At 61.1% G+C, this 25,466-nt stretch carries 23 protein-coding genes and 2 pseudogenes; 18 read left to right on the top strand and 7 right to left on the bottom strand.

The features are described from left to right. Positions 1–502 precede the first annotated feature (502 nt). The 9 genes from K0M74_RS11140 (at position 503) to K0M74_RS11100 (ending at position 9,171) form a co-directional block, all read left to right on the top strand. On the top strand, positions 503–1,330 hold the full coding sequence (locus tag K0M74_RS11140; RefSeq protein WP_293971944.1) for an alpha/beta hydrolase: 828 nt from the start codon (positions 503–505) through the stop codon (positions 1,328–1,330). 81 nt (positions 1,331–1,411) lie between these two features. Then, the gene (locus tag K0M74_RS11135; protein WP_293971941.1) at positions 1,412–2,356 is read left to right on the top strand and encodes an alpha/beta hydrolase; all 945 of its coding nucleotides are present in this window, start codon (positions 1,412–1,414) and stop codon (positions 2,354–2,356) included. A gap of 13 nt (positions 2,357–2,369) precedes the next feature. Continuing rightward, the gene (locus K0M74_RS11130; protein ID WP_293971938.1) at positions 2,370–3,119 is read left to right on the top strand and encodes an SDR family oxidoreductase; all 750 of its coding nucleotides are present in this window, start codon (positions 2,370–2,372) and stop codon (positions 3,117–3,119) included. Positions 3,120–3,454: 335 nt separating this feature from the next. Then, positions 3,455–4,066, top strand: a complete 612-nt coding sequence (locus K0M74_RS11125) for a glutathione S-transferase (protein ID WP_293971923.1) — start codon at positions 3,455–3,457, stop codon at positions 4,064–4,066. A gap of 28 nt (positions 4,067–4,094) precedes the next feature. Continuing rightward, positions 4,095–4,784, top strand: coding sequence for an alpha/beta fold hydrolase (locus tag K0M74_RS11120; protein ID WP_293971920.1), 690 nt, complete (start codon positions 4,095–4,097; stop codon positions 4,782–4,784). 19 nt (positions 4,785–4,803) lie between these two features. Continuing rightward, positions 4,804–5,280, top strand: a complete 477-nt coding sequence (locus K0M74_RS11115; protein ID WP_366932657.1) for a HipA domain-containing protein — start codon at positions 4,804–4,806, stop codon at positions 5,278–5,280. Between the two features lie 384 nt (positions 5,281–5,664). Then, the gene (locus K0M74_RS11110; RefSeq protein ID WP_293971917.1) at positions 5,665–6,441 is read left to right on the top strand and encodes an SDR family NAD(P)-dependent oxidoreductase; all 777 of its coding nucleotides are present in this window, start codon (positions 5,665–5,667) and stop codon (positions 6,439–6,441) included. Then, entirely contained in the window at positions 6,438–7,229 is a 792-nt protein-coding gene (locus tag K0M74_RS11105; RefSeq protein ID WP_293971914.1) for an enoyl-CoA hydratase/isomerase family protein, read from the top strand. The genes K0M74_RS11110 and K0M74_RS11105 overlap by 4 nt, the downstream gene beginning before the upstream one ends. 85 nt (positions 7,230–7,314) lie before the next feature. Further along, positions 7,315–9,171, top strand: coding sequence for an arylsulfatase (locus K0M74_RS11100; protein ID WP_293971911.1), 1,857 nt, complete (start codon positions 7,315–7,317; stop codon positions 9,169–9,171). Here the strand turns inward: K0M74_RS11100 and K0M74_RS11095 are convergent. Together K0M74_RS11095 and K0M74_RS11090 are read right to left on the bottom strand one after the other, a co-directional pair. Further along, positions 9,091–9,987: a formylglycine-generating enzyme family protein gene (locus K0M74_RS11095; protein WP_366932656.1), complete on the bottom strand. Its 897-nt coding sequence runs from the start codon at positions 9,985–9,987 to the stop codon at positions 9,091–9,093. The two genes, K0M74_RS11100 and K0M74_RS11095, sit on opposite strands and share 81 nt — an antisense overlap. 41 nt (positions 9,988–10,028) lie before the next feature. Beyond that, positions 10,029–10,655 (bottom strand): TetR/AcrR family transcriptional regulator, encoded by a 627-nt coding sequence (locus K0M74_RS11090; protein WP_293971905.1) that lies wholly within the window; start codon positions 10,653–10,655, stop codon positions 10,029–10,031. A 125-nt stretch (positions 10,656–10,780) separates the two neighbouring features. Between K0M74_RS11090 and K0M74_RS11085 the strand changes: the two genes are divergently transcribed. From K0M74_RS11085 to K0M74_RS11075, 3 genes are all read left to right on the top strand, one after another. Then, complete coding sequence (locus K0M74_RS11085) at positions 10,781–11,425, top strand: hypothetical protein (RefSeq protein WP_293971902.1); 645 nt, start codon at positions 10,781–10,783, stop codon at positions 11,423–11,425. A 13-nt stretch (positions 11,426–11,438) separates the two neighbouring features. Beyond that, a complete protein-coding gene (locus K0M74_RS11080) occupies positions 11,439–13,073 on the top strand; it encodes a sulfatase-like hydrolase/transferase (RefSeq protein WP_293971899.1) in 1,635 nt (544 codons plus the stop codon). A gap of 188 nt (positions 13,074–13,261) precedes the next feature. Then, on the top strand, positions 13,262–13,456 hold the full coding sequence (locus K0M74_RS11075) for a transposase (protein WP_293971896.1): 195 nt from the start codon (positions 13,262–13,264) through the stop codon (positions 13,454–13,456). A 174-nt stretch (positions 13,457–13,630) separates the two neighbouring features. Here the strand turns inward: K0M74_RS11075 and K0M74_RS19855 are convergent. Both K0M74_RS19855 and K0M74_RS11065 read right to left on the bottom strand, forming a co-directional pair. Beyond that, positions 13,631–13,810 (bottom strand): annotated as a pseudogene (locus tag K0M74_RS19855) (transposase); the annotation flags it as partial. 165 nt (positions 13,811–13,975) lie between these two features. Further along, complete coding sequence (locus K0M74_RS11065; protein ID WP_293971893.1) at positions 13,976–15,304, bottom strand: dicarboxylate/amino acid:cation symporter; 1,329 nt, start codon at positions 15,302–15,304, stop codon at positions 13,976–13,978. Between the two features lie 265 nt (positions 15,305–15,569). Between K0M74_RS11065 and K0M74_RS11060 the strand changes: the two genes are divergently transcribed. The 3 genes from K0M74_RS11060 to K0M74_RS11050 all read left to right on the top strand — a co-directional run bounded on the left by K0M74_RS11060 (position 15,570) and on the right by K0M74_RS11050 (position 17,595). Next, on the top strand, positions 15,570–16,352 hold the full coding sequence (locus K0M74_RS11060; RefSeq protein ID WP_366932655.1) for a pyrroline-5-carboxylate reductase: 783 nt from the start codon (positions 15,570–15,572) through the stop codon (positions 16,350–16,352). Between the two features lie 10 nt (positions 16,353–16,362). Beyond that, positions 16,363–16,767, top strand: coding sequence for a hypothetical protein (locus K0M74_RS11055; protein ID WP_293971889.1), 405 nt, complete (start codon positions 16,363–16,365; stop codon positions 16,765–16,767). Between the two features lie 147 nt (positions 16,768–16,914). Then, the gene (locus tag K0M74_RS11050) at positions 16,915–17,595 is read left to right on the top strand and encodes a GntR family transcriptional regulator (protein WP_293971886.1); all 681 of its coding nucleotides are present in this window, start codon (positions 16,915–16,917) and stop codon (positions 17,593–17,595) included. A 254-nt stretch (positions 17,596–17,849) separates the two neighbouring features. On the opposite strand, the pseudogene K0M74_RS11045 reads toward K0M74_RS11050, so the two are convergent. Beyond that, positions 17,850–18,118 (bottom strand): annotated as a pseudogene (locus K0M74_RS11045) (IS3 family transposase); the annotation flags it as partial. Between the two features lie 169 nt (positions 18,119–18,287). On the opposite strand from K0M74_RS11045, the gene K0M74_RS11040 reads away from it, so the two are divergent. Continuing rightward, the gene (locus tag K0M74_RS11040) at positions 18,288–21,206 is read left to right on the top strand and encodes a TonB-dependent siderophore receptor (RefSeq protein WP_293971883.1); all 2,919 of its coding nucleotides are present in this window, start codon (positions 18,288–18,290) and stop codon (positions 21,204–21,206) included. 460 nt (positions 21,207–21,666) lie between these two features. Then, positions 21,667–21,924 carry a hypothetical protein gene (locus K0M74_RS11035; protein WP_293971880.1) on the top strand — a complete coding sequence of 86 codons (258 nt, stop codon included), beginning with the start codon at positions 21,667–21,669 and terminating at the stop codon, positions 21,922–21,924. Here K0M74_RS11035 and K0M74_RS11030 read toward each other — a convergent pair. Together K0M74_RS11030 and K0M74_RS11025 are read right to left on the bottom strand one after the other, a co-directional pair. Next, a complete protein-coding gene (locus K0M74_RS11030; protein ID WP_293971877.1) occupies positions 21,911–22,717 on the bottom strand; it encodes a PhzF family phenazine biosynthesis protein in 807 nt (268 codons plus the stop codon). The genes K0M74_RS11035 and K0M74_RS11030 overlap by 14 nt on opposite strands. A 12-nt stretch (positions 22,718–22,729) precedes the next feature. After that, the gene (locus tag K0M74_RS11025; RefSeq protein ID WP_293971874.1) at positions 22,730–24,448 is read right to left on the bottom strand and encodes an amidohydrolase family protein; all 1,719 of its coding nucleotides are present in this window, start codon (positions 24,446–24,448) and stop codon (positions 22,730–22,732) included. A gap of 90 nt (positions 24,449–24,538) precedes the next feature. On the opposite strand from K0M74_RS11025, the gene K0M74_RS11020 reads away from it, so the two are divergent. Continuing rightward, complete coding sequence (locus tag K0M74_RS11020) at positions 24,539–25,438, top strand: aminotransferase class IV (RefSeq protein WP_293971871.1); 900 nt, start codon at positions 24,539–24,541, stop codon at positions 25,436–25,438. Positions 25,439–25,466: the final 28 nt, after the last annotated feature.

Below are 25,466 nucleotides of genomic sequence, written 5' to 3'. Positions count from 1 at the left end.
GCCTCATCGCAAAGCTCATATTCGCGGCTCAACACCATCCCGCCTTCATCTGGGCTTGGTCCCGATGGCGCCAAACCCACCAAGCGATCGCGGCTCAATGTCACCGAAGAACACGACATTAAATGCAACTGTAGTACTAGGCCGCCAGCCAATCGAGCCCGCTCGCGGCGACCGACAAATCTCATTCGTGGCTGAGCCGGGTTCTGGCGGTTCGCAATGCGTTTGTTCAATCCGCGCCTGATTCATTCAATCTGCAACACTGCCCATGCGCTATCCGGATGCCCGGCACTGAACCCTTGCGTCGGACAGGAATCAGGCAGTGCGACCGAGGTGATCCATGGTGACGAGTTCCAGCATCAACGCCCCTACAACCCGTCGGCAATTGCTCGTCGCAGTCGCCGTCATTTCCGGCGCGAGCGTCCTCCCAAAGTCGGCGCGTGCCTCTCCTTCAGACGGCGCGACAAGCGTAATTCTGCACCAGCCCAAGCCGAAAGGATCGTCGATGACCTCCATTACCATGAAGGATGGCACTGAGATATTCTACAAGGATTGGGGCCAGGGTCAGCCGATCATATTCCACCATGGATGGCCGCTCAGCGCCGATGACTGGGATGCCCAGATAATGTTCTTTCTGGAGAAGGGGTATCGGGTAATAGCGCACGATCGGCGCGGTCATGGGCGATCCACCCAGACCGACACAGGCAATGACATGGACACATATGCCGACGACCTTGCCGAACTGATCAAAGCGCTTGACCTCAAGGATGTCGTGCATGTTGGCCATTCCACCGGAGGTGGAGAAGTTGTGCGCTTCCTCGCTCGGCACGGCACAAGCCGTGCGGCCAAGGCAGTAATCATTGGCGCGATTCCGCCGGTCATGCTGAAATCCGAGACTAATCCCGGCGGCCTGCCCATATCCGTGTTCGACGGGTTTCGGAGCGCGTTCCTCGCCAATCGCGCGCAATTTTACCACGATGTCGCGGCAGGCCCATTTTACGGTTTCAACCGTACCGGCGCAGCAACTTCGCAAGCGTTGGTCGATAATTGGTGGCGCCAAGGCATGATGGGTGGGGCCAAGGCCCATTACGACTGTATCGCGGTATTTTCAGAGACGGATTTCACCGGAGACCTGCGCAAGATCGATATTCCGCTGCTCGTAATGCACGGCGACGACGATCAAATCGTGCCGATCGCAGCCTCCGCTTTGCTTTCGTCGAAGCTGGCGCCGAGGGCGACGCTGAAAGTCTATCCCGGAATGCCGCACGGTATGGCGACGACGCACCCGCAGATCATCAATCAGGATCTGCTGACCTTTATTCGAAGCGGTTGAATAACAGTGCGTTAAATCGCGGCGTTGGCCGAACGCACTCTGCCCAAGAGTGGTGATGTCCTTCTAATCCGGAGATTGAAAATGACCACGAATGTTCTTGCTGAGCGCATAGCAACCGGCGCATCGGCCGTTGCTCCCATCGTCGTTCATCACCGCAAGGCAGAAGTCGATGGGATCGGTATATTCTATCGCGAGGCTGGGCCGGCAGATGCCCCAGTCGTGCTCTTGCTGCACGGTTTCCCGACCTCGTCCCACATGTTCCGCAATCTCATCCCGCACCTTGCCGATCAGTATCGCGTGATCGCACCCGATTATCCAGGCTACGGCCAAAGCAATTCACCGGACCGGGCGAGCTTTGCTTATACGTTCGACAGCTTCGCGAGGCTCGTCGATAGGTTGCTGGAGCAGCTCGGCATCGCCAAATTTGCCATGTACGTGATGGACTATGGCGCACCCGTCGGCTGGCGGTTGGCGTTACAGGACCCAGCGCGGATTACCGGCCTCATCATCCAGAATGGGAATGCCTATGACGAAGGGCTCAAGGCGTTCTGGGACCCGATCAAGGTCTACTGGAAGGAGGGCTCTCATGACACGCGGCAGGCGCTGGCCAAGCTGCTGACGATCGAAACCACCATCTTCCAATATACCGACGGCGTCTCTGACAAGACGCGAGTGGCACCTGACAACTGGGTGCATGACCAGGCTCTGCTCGATCGCCCGGGCAACGCCGAAATCCAGCTCGATATGTTTTACGATTATCGAACGAACCTACCGCTCTACCCCGCCGTCCAAGCGTGGTTTCGCGAATATTCGCCGCCGACCCTTCTCATTTGGGGCAAGAATGATTTCATTTTTCCGGCGGACGGAGCGCACCCGTACAAGCGCGATTTGCCCGAGGTCGAATTTCACCTTCTCGATACAGGCCACTTCGCGCTCGAGGACCAGCTCGACACAATGGTTCCGCTGATCCGCGACTTCCTTGCCCGAAAAATTCGGTCCGCCCGAGCCGCAGGCTTGCAAAAGTAGAGAGGAAAAAAGCATGGCAAGGTTGAAAGGAAAAGTAGCCGTCTTGACCGGCGCGAACAGCGGCATCGGCCTCGCGGCCGCCACGTTATTTGCTGCGGAAGGCGCGTTTGTCTTCATAACCGGACGCCGCCAGGCGGAACTTGACGCGGCAGTAACCGCAATTGGCAGCAACGCGCTCGGCGTCCAAAGCGACATTGCCAGGCTCGACGATCTTGATCGGTTGTTTGCGGTGGTGGAGAAGGCCAAGGGGGGCATCGATATCTTGTTCGCCAATGCGGGCGGTGGGGAGTTTCTGCCGCTGGCCGACATCACCGAAGACCACTACGAGCGCACTTTTGCGACCAACGTCAAGGGAACATTGTTCACGGTTCAAAAGGCGCTGCCTCTGATGCGCAATGGCGGCTCGATCATTCTTACGGGGTCCACGGCCGCAATTACGGGCACCCCCGCGTTCAGCATCTACGCGGCCAGCAAGGCGGCGATCCGCAGCTTCGCGCGCAATTGGATCCTCGACCTCAAGGCCTCAGGCATCAGGGTAAATGTTCTCGCGCCCGGCTCAACCTCGACCCCCGGCTGGCACGGCCTCGCAGCTTCGCCCGAGGCGAACCGAGAGATTATCGCATCGGTGGAGGCAGCGACGCCGCTGGGCCGTCTTGGAAATCCTGAAGAAATCGCCGCCGCCGCCCTTTTTCTGGCTTCGGACGAGAGCAGCTTCGTCAACGGCATTGAACTTTTTGTCGACGGAGGCATGGCGCAAGTCTGAGCCTGTGCCTTGAAATCAAATTCAGCGTGTGCCGCGGCGCCTTCTTGAGACCGCTCTCCTTATTTCGTGCGAACACATCGTCGCGGAATGGGAGGGCTCCGCGGTGCAGATGGCCGTCAAGTCTCGCGGGCGATTGAACGCTTGGTCGTGACGAAGATCTGACAGCGAAGCGACCCTTCGCCGGCGTGTAAAGCTGCACAGAAGCTTTTGGGCAGTGTTCGCTTTCTCAAAATTGAATCTCTAAGCCGACGGTCAACAAGCGGCCCAGTTTGGGTCGGCGCGTTATCCGGATGGGGCTGTACGTTCGTGCTGTCGTTCCGCTATGTCGCTGGCAAATGCACGCGCCGCCGATCCTCTACAGCTTCCGCCGCTGTCCTTATGCGATGCGTGGGCGCATGGCGCTGATCGCGAGCGGCGTTGCCTATGAACATCGGGAAATATTGCTGCGCAACAAGCCGGCCGCGATGCGGGCCGTCTCCCCCAAGGGGACCGTGCCGGTGCTCGTCCTCGCGAACGGCGAGGTGATCGACGAAAGTATCGATATCATGCGCTGGGCGTTGGGTCAGAACGATCCGGAAGGGTGGGCGGCGGCTGGGGAGCCGAGCCTGGTCGCGGACTATGACGGCGCTTTCAAGCATCATCTCGACCGCTACAAATATGCACCGCGCTATGGCGAGGATCCGCTGATGCATCGCGCCGCCGGTCTGGCCATGCTCCTTCAGCTCGATGCGCGGTTCGCCGATCAGGATTATCTCGGCGGCAGCGCGCCAGGGTTCGGTGACATCGCGATCTTTCCCTTCGTGCGCCAGTTTGCGGCCGTCGACCCGGCATGGTTCGAAACGCATGCGCCGCAGAAGCTGCGGCGCTGGCTTGAGAGACTGATCTCGTCGGAATTGTTTGGACGCGCGATGATCCGGCATCCGCTTTGGACGGCTGCCGCCAACTGAGGTGTGGGCGCAGACGCCCGGCTGACAAATGGCCAGCGATACCCATATGGGGTGCATGACCTTGTCCAAGATCGTAAACGGAGCCAGCCTCAAGCCGCGCTCCGGAGAGCCGCCCAAGAAAATCGTCCTGCTACTGCACGGCTTCGGGTCAAGCGGAACAGACATGATCGCGCTCGCACCACCGTGGCAGGAGGCGCTTCCGCACACGCTGTTTCTGGCCCCGCACGCGCCGCAGCGCTGCGGCATGATGGGGAGGGGTTACCAATGGTGGGGACTTTCCGGCTTTGCGCCGTCCGCGCTCGCCGCGGGCGCCGCCTCGGCCGCGCCAGCGATCGACGCCTTCATCGACCGCAAGCTTGATCAATATGGTCTGAGCGAGGCTGACCTGGCCATCGTCGGCTTCAGTCAGGGGACGATGATGGCACTGCATGTCGCGCTACGACGACCGCAGGCGGTGGCTGCCGTCGTTGGCTATTCCGGCATGTTGGCAGGGGCGCTGGGGCTGAATCACGGAGAGTTTCCGAAGCCGCCCGTGCTCTTGGTGCACGGCACGGCCGATCCGGTCGTCCCGATCGCCGCGCTACACATGTCGGAGAGTGAACTCAAACGCCTCGGCGTCGAGGTCACGACGCACGTCTCCTACGGCGTGGCGCACACCGTGGATCCTGTCGGACTTCGCCTCGGCCGGGATTTCCTGACGGCGGCTTTCGCTCGCTAGTTCGCTTCTCACCGTCCGGCTGCGACCGGACATATCCGTCTCGCATCTTGTTAAAGTCGACTTCTTCAAGTCGCAACTGATCTTCTGGCTGATCGGCGCAACCGATGGCCACGCCAAGAATTTCAGCATATTCCTGTCGCCTGGCGGACGATTTCGTCTGACACCATTTTACGATGTGCTAACGGCCCAACCCAGCCTCGATGCCCGTCAGATCAGGAGAAACCAGTCCAAGGTGGCAATGGCCCTCGGAAAAAATCGAAAGTACCGCATCTTTGATATCCACGGCCGCCATTTTGTTGAAACGGGGCGCGCCGCAGGACTGTCTCGGACACTGATCAGGCACGCCATCGATGAAATTCGCGACAGTTTTGAATCAGCCTTCGCCGAGCTGGAGAAGGAACTGGCACTTGACTTCCCGCTTCACATTCACAGCAGTGTTTATGCAGCAGCGCGAACACGCCTTGCTCAGTTGAAGACAGCTGACGCAGAACTGTGAAGAGTCGTGTTCATGGTCGTGGTGTAGCTTCCGCCGGTAGCGAAGCTGACCGGACACACTGAGCCCCGCCTGGCACGAGCGGCACGTCCGTGTGGTCGATCTGGCTGACCAACGCATTGGCTTAATATTCAGGATGAACAGTGGGCGCGGTGCGCGATCAAAAGTCCACACCGAAAAACGACTGAGCAAGCGGAGAAACCTTTATCCCCCGTCCGCCGCGCTTGGCGGCCGCGACGGGGGATGAGGTTTGGCGTCGACAAGAAGAACAATAAGAGAACAACTTTGGTTCGTCAACCTGATTTCTTCACTTTTCTGTCAGGCGCCGGTCGGTTGACGTAAACGTCAATCAGCGCCAATGCAGGGGGAGCAATGAAAGGGAGAGTGATGGCGGCAGCACCGAGTTTCGATCTTTCCGGGCGGGTTGCGTTGGTGACGGGCGCGTCGTCCGGGCTGGGCGCCGGTTTCGCCAAAGCGCTGGCGGGCGCGGGTGCGAAGGTGGTGCTTGCAGCACGCCGCGCCGACAAACTCGCCGAGCAGGTTGCCGCGATCGAGGCGGCGGGTGGGCAGGCGATTGCGGTGAGCATGGACGTTACCGACGAAGCTTCGACAATCGCCGCCTATGACGCGGCCGAAGCGGCGTTTGGAACGGTCGATACGATTGTCGCCAACGCCGGAGTGGCGACCGAGAAGATGGCGATGAGCCTGTCGGCGGGCGATGTCGATTTCCTGCTCGCGGCCAATGTCCGCGGCGTGTTCCTGACCGCGAATGAGGGCGCCAAGCGGCTCGACAAGGCGGGTGCTCGCGAGAAACAGCACGGCCGCATCGTGCTGATCGGGTCGATCACGGCCGAGAAGATCTTTCCGGCCACCTCAGTCTACGGCGCGACCAAGGCCGCGGTGCGGCATCTGGGCAAGGCGCTGGCGCGCGAATGGGCGCGGCGCGGGATTTGTGTCAATGTGATCCAGCCCGGCTATTTCGAATCCGAAATGACCGCCGAACTGTTCGGCAGCGAGACCGGCGCCGCGATGGTGAAGAGTTTTCCGCGCCAGCGGATGCGTCCGCCGAGCGACCTGCACGCACCCTTGCTACTCCTCTGTTCCGACGCGGCGGTGGGGATCACCGGCAGCGTCTTTACCATCGACGACGGCCAGACGCTGTGACCGCTGAACTGCTGATCGAGGCGCGCGGCGCGGTCGAGATTGCGACGCTCAATCGTCCTGAGCGGCTCAACGCACTTAACGAGGAGCTGGTTGACGACCTCAATGCCTATTTCGGCGGGCTCGCCGACCGCCCAGAGGTGCGCGTCGTGATCCTGCGCGGTGCGGGGCGCGGCTTCTGCGCCGGGCTCGACATCCAGGAAGACCGGTCGAGCGACGAGACGCCGGTGCTGCGGACGCTGCGCACTCAGACGCGCATCGGCAATATCTATCGCAAGATGCGCGTCTGTCCGCAGCCGATCATCGCGCTGGGCCATGGCGCGGCGTGCGGGGGCGGGCTTTCGCTGCTGCTCGCGTCGGACGTGCGCTACGCTACGCCCGATTTCCGCGCCAATGCCGCCTATATCCGCATCGGCCTCGGCGGTTGCGACATGGCGTCGAGCTATTTCCTGCCGCGGCTGGTTGGCGCCAGCCTCGCCGCCGAGATGATCCTGACCGGGCGGTTCATCGACGCCGAAAGGGCGCTGCGCGCCGGGCTGGTTAGCGAGATCATCGATGAAGAGACGTTGCTGGAGCGTGGGCTGGCGCTCGCCGACGAGATGCTGGCGACGAGCCCGCACGGACTGCGGTTGTCGAAGCAGGCGCTGAATCTCAATATCGATGCGCAGAGCCTCGACGCGGCGATGGCGATCGAGGATCGCCAACAGGTCATTCTGTCCGCCACCGAAGACCACCGCGAGGCGCTCACCGCCTTCCTCGAAAAACGCGCGCCCGAATATCGCGAACGGTAAGTCGCTCGCTCCGGATATTGACTCACCGATATATTGGCATAGTAAGTGTCACTATCCCGTGGGAGAGGGGGCGATGGCAGTGCGCGTGAGGACCACCAAGGTGCCGGGTCGCAAACGCCGGTTCCGGCGTACTGCCATCATCGCCTACGCCGCGCTGCTCGCCGCGGCGCCCGCGCAGGGGCAGCCAAAACCGGCGGCGCCGCGCCAACCCCATATCGTCATCCTGCTCGCCGACGATTGGGGGTTCAGCGACGTCGGGTCCTTCGGCGCCGAGTTTGCGACCCCGAACATCGATGCACTGGCTTTTGCGGGGACGCGCTTTTCCAATTTTCATGTCGCGGGGTCGTGTTCGCCGACGCGGGCGATGCTCCAGACCGGGGTGATGAACCACCGCAATGGTCTCGGTAACATGCCCGAAACGATCCCCGACGAACATCGCGGAAAGCCGGGGTACGACACGGTGATGAACCACCGCGTGGTCACGATCGCGCAGTTGCTGAAGGCGGCTGGCTATCGCACCTACCTGACCGGGAAATGGCATCTGGGCAGCGATCCGACGCGGCTGCCTGAAGCGCGTGGCTATGACCGGGCGTTCAGCCTGGCCGATGCGGGCGCCGACAATTTCGAGCAACGCCCGATCGAAGGGATGTACGACACCGCCGCGTGGACCGAAAATGGCAAGCCTGCGACGCTGCCAAAGGATTATTATTCGTCGACCTTCGTTGTGCAGCGGATGATCGATTATATCGAGGAGGGCCGCGCGAACGGCAAACCCTTCCTCGCTTCGATCAACTTCCTCGCCAATCATATCCCGGTGCAGGCGCCCGACAGCGACATCGCGCGCTATGCCGCGCTGTACAAGGACGGCTGGACCGCGCTGCGCGCCGCGCGGGCCAAGCGCGCTGCGGCGCTGGGGATCGTACCCGCGGGGGTGCCGATTGTCACGATGCCGACAACCCCCGACTGGACCAAGCTCGACGCCGACGAACGCGCCGCCGCGGTTCGCGTGATGCAGGCCTATGCCGGGATGGCGACCGCAATGGACCGCGAGGTCGGCCGGCTGGTCGCGCATCTGAAATCGACCGGCGACTATGGCAATACGATCTTTGTGTTCCTGTCGGACAATGGCGCCGAGCCGACCAATCCGTTCCACAGCCTGCGCAACCGTCTATTCCTGGGGATGCAGTACGACCTGTCGACCGCCAATATTGGCCGCCGCGGCAGTTTCAGCGCGATCGGCCCCGGCTGGGCGAGCGCGGCGGCGTCGCCGCTGTCGGGCTATAAATTCAGCGCAGCCGAGGGCGGGCTGCGCGTGCCGCTGATCATTGCCTGGCCGGGAAACAAGGCGCTGCGGGCAGGCGGTATCAGTGACGGCCTTGCGCATGTGACCGACATCGTGCCGACGCTGACCGAACTGGCAGGCGTCCCCGGCCATGGCGGCGCGTGGCAGGGCAAGGCGGTCGAGCCGGTGACGGGGCGCAGCCTGGTGCCGATTTTGACGGGCCAGTCGGCGAGCGTGCATGGCGATGCGCCGCTCGGCTATGAACTATCGGGCAATGCGGCGCTGTTTCGTCGCGATTACAAGTTGGTTCGCAACCTGGCGCCCACCGGCGATGGCCAATGGCGGCTTTACGACATCAAGGCCGATCCCGGCGAAACGCGCGATCTGGCCGACGCAATGCCCGATCGTTTTGCGGCAATGCTGGCGGACTACCGCGCCTACGCCAAAGCGAACGGTGTGCTCGACATGCCCGCGGGCTACACCGCTGACGAACAGATCAACCGTTACGCTTTCGAACAGCAGGGCCGCAAACGGCTGATCCAGCTGGGCCTGTGGGTCGGCGGGATCGTGCTGCTGCTGTCAGCTCTTGCCTGGCACTGGCGCCGTCGGCGCCGGGCGCGCAGGATCGATCAGGCGAAAACCGATATGGTCGGTGCCTAGGCTGCGCTCCTGAAACTGGCGCGCCGCGGGGCGGTAGCGCGCGCAATAATTGGCGGCGCACAGGAAGCTGCCGCCCTTGATGACATTGCTTTCGCCGCCCGCCTTGCTTGTCGTCCATTCCCACACATTGCCGATCAGGTCGTGGACGCCGTGGTCGTCGGCGGCAAAGCAGGCGACCGGGGCACGGCCGGTGAAGCCGTCGGTGCCAAGGTCGCGCGCGGGGAAGGCGCCCTGATAATAATTGGCCTGCGGCTTGCCCGCAGCATCGATCGGGACATGACGGTTGGCGCCGCCGGTCGCCGCCGCCAGCTCCCATTGCTCTTCGCTCGGCAGCACCTTGCCGGCCCAGCGGGCATAGGCCAGCGCGTCGTCATAGCCGATTTGGACCACCGGCTCGCGGTCGCGGCCCCTGATATTCGACGCGGGGCCAGCGGGATTTCGCCACTGCGCCCCGACGACCCAGCGCCACCAGTTCGGATTGCCGTCGGTCGGCGCGGTGAACACCGCCGATCCCGGGATCAGCATGTCGGGTGGCGCGCCGGGCAATGGCGGCGGATCGCGCTCGGCGAGCGTCTTGTAGCCGGTCGCTTCGACGAAGGCGGCATATTCGGCGTTGGTCACTTCATGGGTGGCGATCCAGAAGCCCGCGACGCTGACCTCGCGTGGAGGGCCTTCCTCGGGCAGTTGAGCATCGGCGCCCATCGCGAACGTCGCGCCGGGAACCCATGCATAATCCTGCACCGGCATCGCCGGGCATGCCGGTGCCACAGTTTCGACGAGCGGCGCTTCCTTTGCCTTGCCGCATCCCGCCAGCACGCCGATCAAGGCAAGCGAAAAAAGCGCAGCACCGGGGTATTTCAAGCGGTTTCGCCGATCGTTGCCAGCAACGTATCGACCATATGCATCGTCACTGTCCCCGCTTCCTCGGCAGACAACCCCTGATCGTGGCGCAGCGCGCGCCAGTTCTGGAACGACAGCGACGCGCACAGCGCCTCGACATTGATCCGGTCGGTCAACACCGCGCCGGGGAGCAGACGCAGCAGCAACTCGCGCTCCAGCATCACCACCTTGCCATACTGCCCCATCAGGAACGGCGACTGGTAACGCTTGATATTGGCGGCGAGGCGGAAGGGCAGGGTGGTTTCGAACACGCGGACGCGCCGCCGCACCAGATCGCGGACATTGGCGCGCCAATCCTGATCGGGATAGGGTGCCGCGACGATTGGCATGACCCGCTGGGTGATCGTCGCGGTAATTTCTGCATACAGTGCGTCCATGTCGTCGAAATGGCGAAACACGGTGCGCAGCCCGATCCCAGCCTCTTCGGCGACGCGCGCCGCACTCGGCGCGAGGTCGCCGCCGACGATCAGCTCCATCATCGCCTCGACGATCCGCTTGTGGCTCGACCGGCCACGTTCGCGGCGGCCGTCGACCCGCGGCGGGTCGGCCGTTGTGGTCACCGATTTGCTCGCCGCCTTGGTCATGACTTCTCCGCTGGCCCAGCTTGGCGCCGGGGTCAATGGTGTGGTCGCGATCGTCCTTGCGCCGCAACCAATAAAGTGACACATATAGTGCCATAAGATTCGATGCAATGGCAGAGGCGGGGGCTATGACCGAACAGGGCGCGATGGTGGCGGCTGTATGGACGGGCGCGCTGCTGTTGTGGCTGGCTTTCCTGCTATTTTACGACGGGTTCCGCCGCCCGCTCCGCTCTGGAGAGATTGATGCCTTTCTTGCCACCCTGGGGCCCCGCATGGCCGAAACGGGCAATGATGCGGCGCGGCTACGCGCCTTTCTGGAGGCCGATGACGGCCGCGAGTTCGTGATGGTCAATCTGGTCGGCACCCGCGCCGGACCGATCACCGATCCCGAAAGCGGCGCGACGCGGGAGGGCAGCGAATGGCTGCGGCGCTATTCCGATCCGTTCGTCCGCGGTCTGATCGCGCGCGGTGGGCATCCGCTGTTCGTCGGGCGCAAGGTGGGCGGCTATATCGATGCCTGGAACACCCCGGAGGATCCAGGCTGGTCACTGGTCGGCACGATGCGCTACCGCAGTCGCCGCGACCTGATCCGCATGGCGAGCGATCCGGCCTTTCGGGCCGTGCACCCGGCAAAGCTGCTGGGGATTGCGACGACCTTTTCGTTCCCGACCCAGCGGCAGATTGCCTTTTACGCCAGCCCGCGGGTCACCGTCGGCCTGCTGCTGGGGTTGCTGGCAGCGCTGACGCATATCGCCGTGCTGACATTCGGATAGGGTGGGGGTCGTCATGAAGAAAAGATGGATTGCATTGGGAGCCTTTGCGGCGCTGGGCGCCGGGGGGTATTGGGCGTTTCAGGCCAACAAATACCGCTTGCCGGGCATCCTCCAGGACTGGCGCGATCCGGTGCAGCCCAACCAGACCATCGCTTGGCAGCAGGGTCCGGCAACACCTGCCGAGGGCAAACGGCCACCCAACATCATCCTGATCGTCGCCGATGACCTTGGCTTCAACGACATCAGCCTGAACGGCGGCGGCGTCGGCGGCGGCATCGTCAAGACGCCGAACATCGACGCGGTCGCGCGTGAAGGCGTGAATTTCACCACCGCCTATGCCGCCAACGCCACCTGCTCGCCCTCGCGAGCCGCGATGATGACGGGGCGCTATCCGACGCGCTTCGGCTTTGAATTTACTGCGGTCCCGGTCCAGTTCGCCGAAAATATGGCGCATGGCGAGGGTGTCGGTCCGCTGCGCGCAATCTTCCACAAGGATCGGATCACCACCGACATCCCTGACTATCCCGACATGGGCGTCCCCGCGAGCGAGGTGACGATTGCCGAGGCGGTCAAGGCAGCGGGCTATCACACGCTGCACATCGGCAAATGGCATCTGGGCGAAGCGCCCGCGTTGCGGCCGCATGCGCAGGGCTTCGACGAAAGTCTCGCCATCCTGGCCGGCGGGGCGATGTTCATGCGCGAAGACGATCCGGGCGTCGTCAATGCGAAGCTGCCGTGGGATCCGATCGACCGTTTCCTGTGGGCCAATCTGCGCCACGCGGTGACGTTCAACGGCAGCCAGCGCTTTTATCCGCGCGGCCATATGACCGACTATTTTGCCGCAGAAGCGATCAAGGCGATCGAGGCCAATCGCAACCGCCCCTTCTTCATGTATCTGGCGTTCAATGCGCCGCACACGCCGTTGCAGGCGACCAAGGCGGATTATGACCGGCTGCCGCAGATCAAGGACCACGAGACGCGCGTCTATGGCGCGATGATCGCGCAGATGGACCGGCGCATCGGAGACGTGATGGCCAAGTTGAAAGAGCAGGGGATCGACGACAATACGCTCGTCATCTTCACCAGCGATAATGGGGGCGCCTGGTACAACGGAATCGAGCGACTGAACGCGCCGTTCCGCGGTTGGAAAGCGACTTTTTTCGAAGGGGGCATCCGCACGCCCTTGTTCATGCGCTGGCCGGTCGGCATCGCGCCCGGGACACAGCGCGCCGATGTGACCGGTCACCTCGACGTTTTTTCGACGATTGCAGCGGCCGCGGGCGCAGCGGTGCCGGCGGACCGGACGATCGACAGCGAGAATATCCTCGCCGGTCCGGCGCGCCGGCCGGCTATGTTCTGGCGCTCGGGCGATTATCGCGCCGTGCGCGCGGACGATTGGAAATTGCAGGTGACCAAGCGGCCCGAAAAGGCTCGCCTCTATAATCTCGCCGCCGACCCGACCGAGCAAAAGGATCTCGCCGCCAGCGACCCCCAGCGCGTCGCGGCGCTGCGCGCGATGATCGCGGCCCAGAACAAGGATATGGCGAAACCGATCTGGCCCGGGCTGATCGAAGGGCCGGTGCGGATCGACGTGCCGCTCAATACGCCGTGGCGGAGCGGGCAGGACTATATTTACTGGAGCAACTGAGCGAGCCGGGCCTTACGGCGCTTGCTCGGTACCCGGTCGTGTCCCCGGCGGTAGCGAAGCTGACCGGACACGCGCTAATCGATAAAGCGCTGTAGTGTCCGGTCAGTTTCGCGGGTGGTCATCGGCGAACTTCGGTAAGCTTGTGTTGCAAAACTCAACTTACGGAGAACACCGATGACCAGGATCAGATGGACTTGAATGCGCTGGTTGGGAAGAGCGCCGATGGTGATTTTCTGCGCGACATGATCAGCTTTGCCGCGCAGCGCCTGATGGAACTGGAAGTGGGCGGCCTGACGGGTGCGGCCTATGGCGAGAAGGATAGCGAGCGGCTCGCGCAGCGTAACGGCTGCCAGCGGCGTCGAGCGTGGGGTGCGCGTCCGTGAGCTTCGATGCCTTCATGCCGTAACTCCTCGCCGAGCCAAGGATATCTGCGGCGGAAAAATCTACCGCAACTGGTCCAGAATTAAGGTGGCAGAGCAACCGTCCATCTCAGAATGAAGAGCCCTTGTGGCTCCACCGCTTTCTGTGGTCGTAGAGCTTTCCTTTGACAAGCTCCGGACAGGCTTTGCCGGGCCATATTCTCTCGGCGCATCCCGCCACCTCCGCCCATTCCGGTTGACGAAGATGATGCCGCTCAGAACCCGCCGGTCATCGACGCACTCGCGGCTATGGCTCTTCAGAAAATAGGGCTGAAGCCGCGCCATCTGCTCGTCCGGCAGCCAGAACAAATCACTCATCATTCAGGCTCCACTGCAAGCCTGAATCACAGTCGTCACACCAAATCAAAGGGTTCTAACCCTAGGTCAAATTTCTTGCATGCGGCGATTTCCATTTGACATGAGCGTGACAACGGTCGCGTCGCAACGACACGACGGACAGGAAAGGACGTCGGAAACGACACGTCAGCGTCGCGGGTTATTTTCTCCTGCCGCTTCGCTATTCAGCGGCTGCCCACCCGTCGCGAACACATCGCGCTCCATCTCGCCAAGGCTCGATGCCATGACGGTGGCATTGACCATGTTCGTCGACACGTTGACGGTCGTTCGCATCATGTCTAGCAGGCGGTCGAAAGGCAGAATGAAGCCAACGAGCAGCGCCGACTCAACATCGCTGATGCCGACGACCGAAAGGACCGCGGCCATCATGAACATCGCTGCCGATGGAATGGGCGGAGCACCGAGCGCAAGCATGGTCGATACCGCGACGATAAGGAACAGGTCAGAGGTCGACGGAGTGATGTCCAGCGCCTGGATCGCGAACATCGAAAGTAGTGCGACGAACATCGCCGTGCCGTCGCGAGCGATGCCGACACCGACTGGCAGCACCGTCGAGGCGATGCTCTTGTGGATGCCAAACTTCTTTTCCGCGATCGCCATCTCGACCGGTAGGCTAGCCGAACTCGACGAAGTGGAAAACGCGATAACAAGTGCGTCCACCGCTCCACGCAGATAGCGGATCGGCGACAACCGTGCGAGAAGTGCAATCAGACCGGTGTGGACGATCAACAGGTGGATCACGCACCCGAGGAGGGTGCCGAGCGCCAGCAGCGAGATATTGATGAACACCCCCAGCCCGCTTGCGCCGACCGCCGAAGCCATCAGTCCGAAAACGCCAATCGGAGCCACCTCCATGACGAAGATCACCAAACGCATCATGACCTCGGACGCAGCCCCGATGACATCGATGAGCGGCCGGCCCCGTTCACCAAGCGTAAGTACACCGATCGCGAAAAAGATCGCGAAAAAGATGATCGCCAGCATGTCACCCTGCGCAAGAGCCTGAACAGGATTGACCGGGATGATCGCGAGCAGTTGTTCGGACAGCGTGCGGCCCGCTTCGATCGTCTGCGGCTTGGCCCCGACAAGACTAACGCCGGCACCGGGCTGCAGCGCCAGACCCAACAGCATGCCGATCGTCGCCGCAACAAAGGCTGAGGTAGCGAACAAGGCGAGCGACCGGACACCAAGCGACCCCAGCCGTTTTGGATCGCCCATCCCGATCACACCGGCAGTGATCGTGAAGAAGATCAGCGGCGCAACAAGCATACGCGCCAACCGGACGAAAATATCGCCGAGCCATTGCAGGCTCGTGGCATCCTCGCCCCACACGATTCCGATCGCGACGCCCAGCACGAAGGCAGGAATGATCCGCTTCCATAGCGGAATGTCGAACCAGTAACGTCGCCAGAAACTGACTTGGGCGACATGCTTCACATCCTGGCTTACCGTCATTCCTGTTCCCCCGATCGCACACCCTACCACTTGGAGGGTATGCACGATCCATCTACCCTTGCCCGCGATCGGCCATTCTTGTCCTGCCGCCCCATCCCGGGCAAGACGCGCCGAGACAATAGTAGCTTGCGCAGATGTACCAAGATGGTTGATTGTTGACAATCGACAAATGCATTGCTTTGTACGCAAAGGGTAGCGTGGGAGGTCCGCAGAATAGGCGGTTGCTTACCTCTCCAACCAATGCCCGCTGCGAACGGAGAATGGCATGACCACATTGTTTATCGGCTGCGGGCGCATGGGGGCATCATTGGCGCGCGGAATGACACGGCGCCAAGTGGTCTACTTCATCGACCCGAATGTCGGGGCGATCACAGACGCACACAAGATCGAAAGCATCGACGATCTGTCCGGCATCGACGCACCGTCATTGATCATCCTGGCAACCAAGCCGGATGGGATCGACCAGCCCTGCGACATCGTAGCGCCCATCCTGTCCACTGATACAATTGTCGTATCGCTTGCGGCGGGAATCCACCTTGATCGTCTTTCCGCTCGGCTGGGTCCGGATCCACGGATCATTAGAATGATGCCCAACCTGCCGGTTCTGGCCAACAGCGGCGTGTTGGCCTGCGTCATGGACAACGCGCCGGAGGAAGCAACGCGCCAACACATCGCGCGGGCGTTCGGTGCGTTGGGATCGATCTTCTGGATGCGCGACGAATCCGAAATGGATGCCGTCACCGCCCTCTCGGGGAGCGGTCCGGCTTATCTTCTGTTCATGGCCGAACAGATGCAGAAAGAGGCCGAACGGCTGGGGCTCGAACCCGAAACTGCCAAAGCGATGGCGCATGCGACCCTGTGCGGAATCGGCATGCTGCTGGCGCACGGTGACGAACCGCTGGACAAGGTTCGCGCCACCATCACCAGCCCAGGCGGGACGACCGCTGCAGCAATAGCGGTCTTTGACAGGGATGACGTCCTGCGCCGGCTGGTCGGCGACGCAATGACCGCCGCTGCGCTACGGTCGCAGTCCCTGAACGCGGGCTAGTCATTTTTCCATGACCGATCCACTTGCTCGGCGCGCTTCTGCCGCGCTGCTGAGCGTCGCGGTTGACCAACCCGCCATCGCCCTGCCTCTCATCGACCGCAATGGACGGGTCATCACCTTTTCCACCGCAGACGATGGCAACGCCACCCGCTTTCCGCCGGGCAAATCCGTGTCCCGCATCGCGAACATCATTGCGCGAACTGGCCAGAAGCCAGCCGCGCCGTTCGGCCCTGTCGTCGACCAGCCCGGCCCCAACCTTATAAGGCGAATGCGGGCGGGAATGCAGCGTGGCGCTGTCGCATTGCTGGTAGCGCCATCGCCGGCGGCTTCATGTGCCGGCATTGTCGCAGGCGACATAGTCATTAGAACGGGAGGTGCCCAATCGTCGCTCCTTCCGAACTTGAACGCGCATTGAACCGAGCATCGGCACCGATCGATCTGACGATCCAGCGGCGCGGCGAGGTGCTGGAAACAGGATTAATGCCGTGACGCTGCCTGACAGGGCAATTGCCCCAACTGACCAAAGCCGCTAGATTGTTGACAGTCAATTTGGAGAACCGAAGTGAATGTACCGGCAGTCGTCAAGCTACATAAGCAAACGTTCGGTGCTCGCATCGCCGATGAACTCCGCAAAAGCATTTTTGCCGGCGAGATAGCGCCGGGCGAACCGCTTGTCGAAACCGCACTGGCCGAACAGTTCGGCGTCAGCCGTGGACCGCTGCGCGAAGCCATTCGCCAACTGATCGACGAAGGACTGCTCATCCAGGTTCCCTTCACTGGGACTCACGTAACCGAATTGTCGGAACAGGCGGTCCGCGAAATCTATTCCCTACGCACAACTCTGGAAACCTTCGCATTCCGTCTCGCCTGGGGCCGACGCGACGAGTATTTCCGGAGCGAATTGCAGCAAAGACAGGTAGCTCTGCTGGAAGCTATCGACGCGGGCGACGAACTAGAGTGCATACGTCGCGAGTTGCACCTTCATTCGCTGGTCTACGAGACCGCGGATCATCTGCTGCTGCTGGAAATATGGAACGGACTCAAGGGACGACTCCAGCTTTACTGGGCCTCTAATCATCTCGCGCACGGACGCCGCGGCCCACGCCGGGGTGGCCACGACAGTTTTCTTGTCGCTGCACTCGGCGACGATTGGGACGCGATGGAGCGAGAGATTGAAACCCACATGCGGCTTGGTGGGGAAGAAACCGAACGCTATCTCAAAGCGCGCAATCCGGAGAACTGACATTCGGCAGGTATAATAGATTGCCGGATCAGATCGATCAGCAGGCCTGCCAACGACTCGCTCAGCAGGAGTCTTCACCGACGATTTTTTCAAGGGGTGTTGGGGCTTAATCTTCGTTCCTTCGTCACTACGAAGAACCCCCAATCCTCCTTTCATCACAACCTCAAATCTGTGCCATTGGCGTTGACGGGGATCACTCTAATGGTGAGCTCGGTTCCGCTGTCGCTGACAATCATGCCGGGCTTGCCGCACTATGCGATCAGCTCGGTCAGGTCACGCACGACATGGCGCCGCGAAATCGAGGCGTCCGGCACTGCTGCCAAGCCTCCTTGGTCACATCATAGACCGTTGAGCACCCGGAACCGACTGCCTGACGCCGTCTGATCATGCACAAAGTCCAAGCTCCAGCGCTGGTTCGGCAGGGTAAACCCTCCTGCCGACCGCGCTTGCGGCTAAGTCGCCGCCTGACCGCCAGCCCCTCCTCGCGATAGAGCCGCGGGGTCTTCTTACGGTTGAGCGACAATGCCCCAGCTACGTTGGTGGCGAACTGGGGAATGTCCGCGCTTCCTACTGCGCGCGCAGGAAAATTGGGCCGGACGAAAAAATCTTGCCCGTAACGGGGCAGCGTGGCATATGATCGATTGTCAACAATATTACTGCGTTCTTCACATCACGAAGATAGGAGAAAAGGGATGGCACGTGGCATATCGGCTTCCGCAAAGGGGGCGCTTCTGTTCCGATGCAGTTTGGTGGCGATGCTCGCCGCTGCAGTGCTCACGAGCACGCCTGCGATTGCCCAGGGTGCAGCGGAAAGCGCCGAAACATCGAGAGAAGAACCCATCGTGGTAACCGGAACGCGGCTAACGCGGCCCGATCTGACCGCGACCAGCCCGATCAACATCGTCTCGGAAGAAAGAATTGCGCTCTCGGGCAATGGCACCCTCGAGCAGACGCTTAACCAACTGCCGCAGCTCAAGGGGCAGGGCGGGGCAACATCCGGGAATACCAACGCCTCGGGCGTCTACACGGCTGACCTACGCGGTCTCGGGGATGGGCGGACACTTGTTCTTGTGAACGGTCGACGCTTTGTTCCTGCGAACACTAGCCTAAGGGTCGATCTCTCGACGATCCCTGAGGCGCTGATCAAGCGTGTCGACGTGGTGACGGGTGGCGCATCTGCTGTGTATGGATCGGACGCCGTGGCGGGTGTGGTCAATTTCATCCTCCACGATGCATTCGACGGGATCAAGGCTCGCTACTCGATGGGCATCACCGAGCGTGGCGACGGACGCCGGGACAAGGCGGACCTGACGATCGGTGCGAATTTTGCAGAGGATCGCGGCAACGTCGTGGCGAATTTTTCTTATAATCGACAGGAGCAGATTTTGGCCGGTTCGCGCGATTTTTCTGCGGTCACACTGAACGAGTCGGGCGACACGCTGATACCCGGCGGTGCCACGCAAATTCCTGGCAGCTTTATACCACTGTCGTCCGCTCAGCGGGCACAGATTTCCGGGGTGAATTTCAATATTCCCGGGTGCACCGCTACCGGTCTTCGTTTTGACGCCAGCGGCGCGGCGCAGCCTTTCTGTAACCCGCAGGATCTGTATAATTTTGCGGCGGACAATTTGTTGATCCGTCCGCAGACGCGCTATCAGCTCACCGTGCTGGGGCATTACAAGATCAGCGATTCCGTTACCGCCTATGCAGAAGGTTATTTTGTCCGGAACGAAAATAGCTATCAGATCGCGCCTGTCGCCTTTACAGCAAGGTCTGGACAGACAGGTCCTCTCAATATTCCGAATGCCGATATCAATCCCGCCCTTTCCCCATCGACACGGGCCTTTTTTGCTGCAAATCGCAGCATATTTGATGCCAATAATGACGGCATCTTCAATGTAACCAACCTCCAGACACGGCCGATCGAACTTGGGCCGCGATCCTATGATTTCGAGCGCACCTCTTATCAGGGAACATTTGGTCTGCGCGGCAATTTTGCGCTGGGTTCAGGGAACTGGACCTGGGACGCCTATTATTCCTATCAGGCGCTTGACCAATTCCAAGGTGCCTATGGCACGGTGTCCAATCCGCGGCTCACCCTAGGGTTAGACGTGGTTATCGATCCGGTAACACAGCAGGCGCGCTGCCGCACGCAGGTCGCGGGCTGCGTCCCGGTCAACATTTTTGGCGTCGGATCGCTCAGTCCTGAAGCGGCGGCGTTCATCGCTCCGCCCGCGACTGCAAAAACGCGCGTCACCCGGAATCTCGCCTCAGCCAATGTCGCCGGCGAATTGTTCCAACTGCCTGCCGGCCCTGTCGGCGTCGCACTGGGGTTCGAGTATCGGAAGGAAAGCTTCCGGTTCAATCCCGATGTGCAGGTTGCCGAAGGCCAGACGTCGAATGGCGTTCCGCAGCCGGCCAACGCAGGTTCATTTGATGTTGCGGAGCAATTTGCAGAGGTCCGGATTCCGATTCTCGCGGACACCCCGTTCTTCCACGATCTGGCGCTTGAAGGGGCATTTCGCCGGTCCGACTATTCCACGATCGGCGTGACCTATGCCTATAAGGGCGGCGCGCAATGGGCCTTGGCGCCTTGGTTTCGACTGCGCGGGGCCTATCAGCGCGCGGTTCGTGCGCCCGACCTCGCCAATCTGTTCGCGAGCAAGTCGTCTGGCTTTTCGGCCGGTAGTGATCCTTGCGATTCGCGACGCAGCCCATCGGCAGCGGTGAAGGCGTTCTGCGTTCTTCAGGGTGTTCCGGCTGCCGATATCAACACCTATATTCAGGCCGGCACCGGCTTTACTTCGACGGGGGGCGGCAACCCGAACCTGCATGAGGAAAAATCCAATACCTATACAGTTGGCTTCGTGCTGAACCCGCCTTTCATGCAAGGCCTCAATATTGCGGCGGATTATTATGACATTACCGTCGATGACGCGATCTCGAATGTTACGGCGCAAACGACGGTTGACCAGTGCTTCCTCGCGCTCGACCTCAATAACCCCTTCTGTCAGCGGATATCGCGCTTTGGAAATGGGGATGTCGAGCTAGTGGAAACGTCGCTTATCAACGTTGCGAGCCGTCGCGTTCGCGGCATCGACGTTCAGGTCGACTACAGCCTCCGGCTGCCTTCCGCGCTTGACATTGGCGGTGAACCCGCACGGCTCAACTTTCAGTTTGCCGGCAATTGGCAGTTCAACGACACTACAACGCCGTTGCCGGGCGATGCAAAGATCGAATGCTCGGGCAAGTTCGGGCCGGGTTGTACCGGTTCGGGCCTCGCGGTTTCATCCGACTTCAAGGCTCAACTCGGCATGGTTTATACCAGCGGCCCGATCAGTCTTTCGGCGCAAGGGCGCTATATCGGTGACATTGACTTGCGCGATGGGCAGACTGGGTACCGCGATCATTTTCCCGGCGAAGGCTATCTCGACCTGTCGATGCGCTACCGTGTCGGAGACAGTTTCGAGCTTTTCGGCGGCGTCAACAATCTGTTTGACAACGAGCCGCCGCTTCTCGGATTCCGCATGGGGGGACCCGTCAACACCTCAGAAGCAACCTACGACATAGTGGGCCGACGCTTCTTTGTCGGGGCTGAAGTAAAGTTCTGAGGGCTCGCCGACTCTCCTCGTCCCGGGAGGGTCGGCCTCGACGGAGAACAGGTCCGAAAGATTGTGCAAATGATCGACCGTAGATATTATCGTAGGTTCATCAATTGAGGTAGAAAAGGTATGGAACGGGTGCGGAGCGCGCGCATCATCGATTGCTGGTCACGATTGGTCTTGTGCTGTCCGCGTCATCGGCGCTCGCGGAGGAATAGGGCTCCAAACCCGCAGTTCACGCCAATACCGGCGAATGTCATTATCTCGACGCCTAGCTCGATCACACTCAGGACGCGCAGGTCAGTGCTAACTTGGAGGCAAATGACCGGCGGCAGGGGCGGACGGCAGCCCGAGACGTCGGGCAAGCGCATTGCTATTCCCGGGACCGTCGCGGGGCTAAAGGCCGCGATAGGCCGGTTCGGCTCGCTCAAATGAGCCCACTATTTCGCCCCGGCAATCAACCTCGCCGATGACGGCTAAGGTGCGCGACGAACTCAAGAAGCGTTACGGCGTCAATGTCTGCCCGACCACGCCCGATAATTGGCGCTTCGGATCGATCCAAGCGATCCAGCACAACCCTGACGGCAGCCTGACCGGCGGCGCCGATCCGCGCCGCGGGGGTCGCCGCCCGCTATTGAACACCAGACGGCGCGAATTTTTTGCATTCCGTGTCCCGGTTCGGCCCACCGGTCCGGGCGAACGTTTCTTTCTCTTCAGAGGCCCTTGAGCACGCCTTCAAAGGTAATGATCGCGCTTCCTCCCAGTTCGACACAGGTACCGCGAAGCCGCGTTCGGACTGCTCCGCCTCGCTGCGAGGCCTGCCAGCATGTTAACTCACGACCAAGTCGCTCACTCCAATAAAGCGCGAGGCAGGCGTGGGCGGTTCCGGTCACCTGATCCTCATTCACGCCCACGATCGGCGCGAAATTCCGCGAGATGATCTGATACTCTGGTGCGTCGGAAATCGCCGTAACGATTAGGGATCGGATCCCCGTTGCCATAAGATCTGGAAAATTCGGCCGCGCGGCGCGCACTTGGGGGGCATCGCTGCATTCCAGTATCCAGCGATCGCCGTGCCGGGACGACACAATCCAATCCGTTCCAACACAGGACGCAAGTGCCTCCGGCATCTCTTCTTCCTGGCCAGGGACAGCGGGCAGTTCTAGCCAGATCAAGCCCACTGCATCGCGCCGTGCAATCAGGGTCACGCCGGTGTGCATCACGAACCTCAGCCTGTCCTCGCTCGCTACTCTTGTTCGCCACAACACATGAGCCGCCGCGAGGGTGGCATGTCCACACAGATCGACTTCGGTCACCGGAGAAAACCAGCGAATCTCCCAATCGTCGCCTCGGCGAAGCAGGAATGCCGTTTCCGGCTGCCGCAATTCGGCGGCGATCGCCTGCATTAGCCCCGCATCGATTCGCACGGGCAGGATGCACACGCCGGCAGGATTTCCGCGAAACGGCACATCGGTGAAGGCCGCGACGATGTAGCTGGCGGCGCTGCTATTCTTCGGCATCCGCCTGTCCGATCAGGGCGTTGTCATCGCGCGCTCGGCCAGTACAATCTGTTCGACGTCGGCAAGCAATTGATCGGGATCGTAGACGCGACCATCGACGATCACGCTGCGAATCCGGCTGCGGCGTTGTGGTTTGCCCACTCCGTCAACGGGGCCCCGCCCGATCAGCACCTTGAAATCCTGCAACGGATTCTCGTCGACGATGACCATGTCGGCGACGAATCCCGGTCGGAGAACGCCCATGTTTGACTGTTGCAACGTCCGGGCCCCGCCCTGCGTGGCCGCTCGAACGACTTCCAACGGAGTCAAACCGGCTTCGAGGAAGAGTTCAAGTTCGCGGATTGTCTGAAACCCATAGAGCTGGAATGGCCCTCCGGAATCCGATCCAACCGAAGCATGGCCGCCCTGCTTCACATATTCGCGAAGGAATGCCATCCAGTTGCGATAGGATTGGGCTGCCGATGCTTCATCGTTGCTGGTCCAACGGTCAAAGATCGCTCCGTGCCGCGTCGGGTCCGGTGTACGCCACCGCTGTAGATCACTGGGCCGGGCATAAAGATCCAGCCAGGGCACATTGGCGGCGCGTGTAAAGTCGCGCTGCTTTTCATAGACAACCATAGTCGGGTTCATTGTGTAGCGCCCTTCACGACTCGCCTTCACTAACTGCGGCACGACCACTGTTTTCATCTTTTCCATGTCGGCTTGGAGCCAGATAGCCAAGGTTTCCCGGAAACGCTGACGCTCGTCGCCATAGTTATAGGTTAGCGGCATGAAGGGAATGGTCGTGTTGGGCAGGGCTATTTCAGGATAGCCATAATGATGCTCGATCGTTGTCACGCCGTTTTCTACGGCGACCAAGGCGTTGACGCCCGGAGAGGCGCTCTGCGGGATATGAACGGCAAGACCCATGCCGTAACGCCGCGTCTCCTCGCCAAGCGTCCGGATCATGTCGGGATATTGATTGCCCACCTTCACGAGCTTGATCCCGTCGACACCCAGAGCGTGCCAGCGCTTCACCAGCGGAGGAATCTGCGAGGCCGTTTTAATGGAATCGGGCAGGAAGGGATAGACCCACATGCGCGGAGCCACGACCTGCCCGGCGGCAATCCGTCTCTTTTCAGCCACGATGCCCTCGGGCACATTCGTCCCCTCGCCGAAATTACCGTCGAGATTGCGCAGGCTGGTAACGCCGTGTGCCAAGAACAGCTTGTAGATGAAATCGCGGGGCGTGGGCGGATACAGATGCGCATGCGTGTCGATCAGGCCGGGCATGACATAGCGCCCCTCGGCATCAATAACATGGTCGACAGCGTAAGCGTCGGCCTCGTGCGTCAATAGCGCGCCCGTGCTCGAACGGATTGGCGCCGAATCGCGAATATCGACGATTACGCCGTCGCGGACATGGATATCGACCATGCCGCGGACCGGCGAACCTGTGCCGTCGATCAGCATAGCATTGCGAACAAGTATGCGGGAATATTGCGGAGCGACCGACGTACGCGCCGGGACAACGGCCTGCTCCGCTGACTGTGCGGATACATGAACTACCGGCGAAACCGCCGCGGTGCCAGCTGCCAGCACCGCCGCCATCATCCGCCACCACCGCGTTCCAGCGCGCCGCCCGGACGCAATCATGCCAATTCCCGTCCTAGCCATTGCCATCTCCTGCTTAAACCGCATCGCGGCGACTAGCATCTTGATCGATTGTTGACAATCAACGAAATACGACATAGTTCGACCTCACCCATTAAGTCGAAATGAGGTTACATCATCATGGAGCTATCTCTCGCTACCTCGAGCGAACCCGTCGGCGCAACGAGCATGGGAGCTCAGGGATATGCCAGCGACGACCGAAACGAGCATGTGCGGATCTACGTCAATGGACAATTCTTCACCCGATCGACGGCGACCGTATCAGTCTTTGACGCTGGCTTCGTGCTGGGCGACGGCGTGTGGGAAGGGCTGCGCCTTGTCCGCGGCAATCTCGTCGCGCTCGACGACCATCTCAATCGGCTGTTCGAAGGGGCCAACGCCATCCAGCTCGATATCGGCATGGATCGCAAGGGTGTCGAGGATGCCATCCGCGCCACTCTGGCGGAAAACGACATGCATGACGACGTGCACATCCGCTTGATGATCACACGCGGCATGAAAAAGACCCCCAATCAGGATCCGCGCTTTGCGCTGGGCAAGCCGACGATCGTCGTGGTCGCCGAATATAAGGCACCCAATCCGATCACGATGAAAAAGGGGCTGAAACTGCTTACGTCGACCGTGCGGTGCAGCACCCCTGACGTGTTCGACCTGCGGCTCAATTCCCACAGCCGACTGAATTATATCCAAGCGCTGATCCAAGCGATTAACGCCGGGTGCGACGAGGCCCTGATGCTGGACCAGCGCGGTTTTGTCGCAAGCTGCAATTCAACCAATTTCTTCATCTTGCGCGGCAGGGAGTTGTGGACCTCCACCGGCTCCTATTGCTTCAACGGCATCACCCGCGCGAAAACGATCGAACTTTACGCCGAAGAAATGGGCGTGGTGCAGCAAAAGGATTTCACTCTCGCTGAAGTCTATTCGGCCGACGAAGCCTTCATCACCGGCACTTTGGGCGGCATCACCCCGATCGCTGCGGTTGACGGCCGCACGATCGGCGATGGCGGAACCGGACCGGTAACGCGAGCAATCAACGACAGCTATCTTCGTCGGATCGGAGTGGTCTAACCGGAGCGAGGGATGGCTTGATCAGGAA

The organism is Sphingopyxis sp., assembly GCF_019459305.1.
Lineage (GTDB): Bacteria > Pseudomonadota > Alphaproteobacteria > Sphingomonadales > Sphingomonadaceae > Sphingopyxis.
The sequence above is the reverse complement of the archived record's forward strand: the minus strand, read 5'-3'. Positions and strand labels throughout refer to the sequence as shown.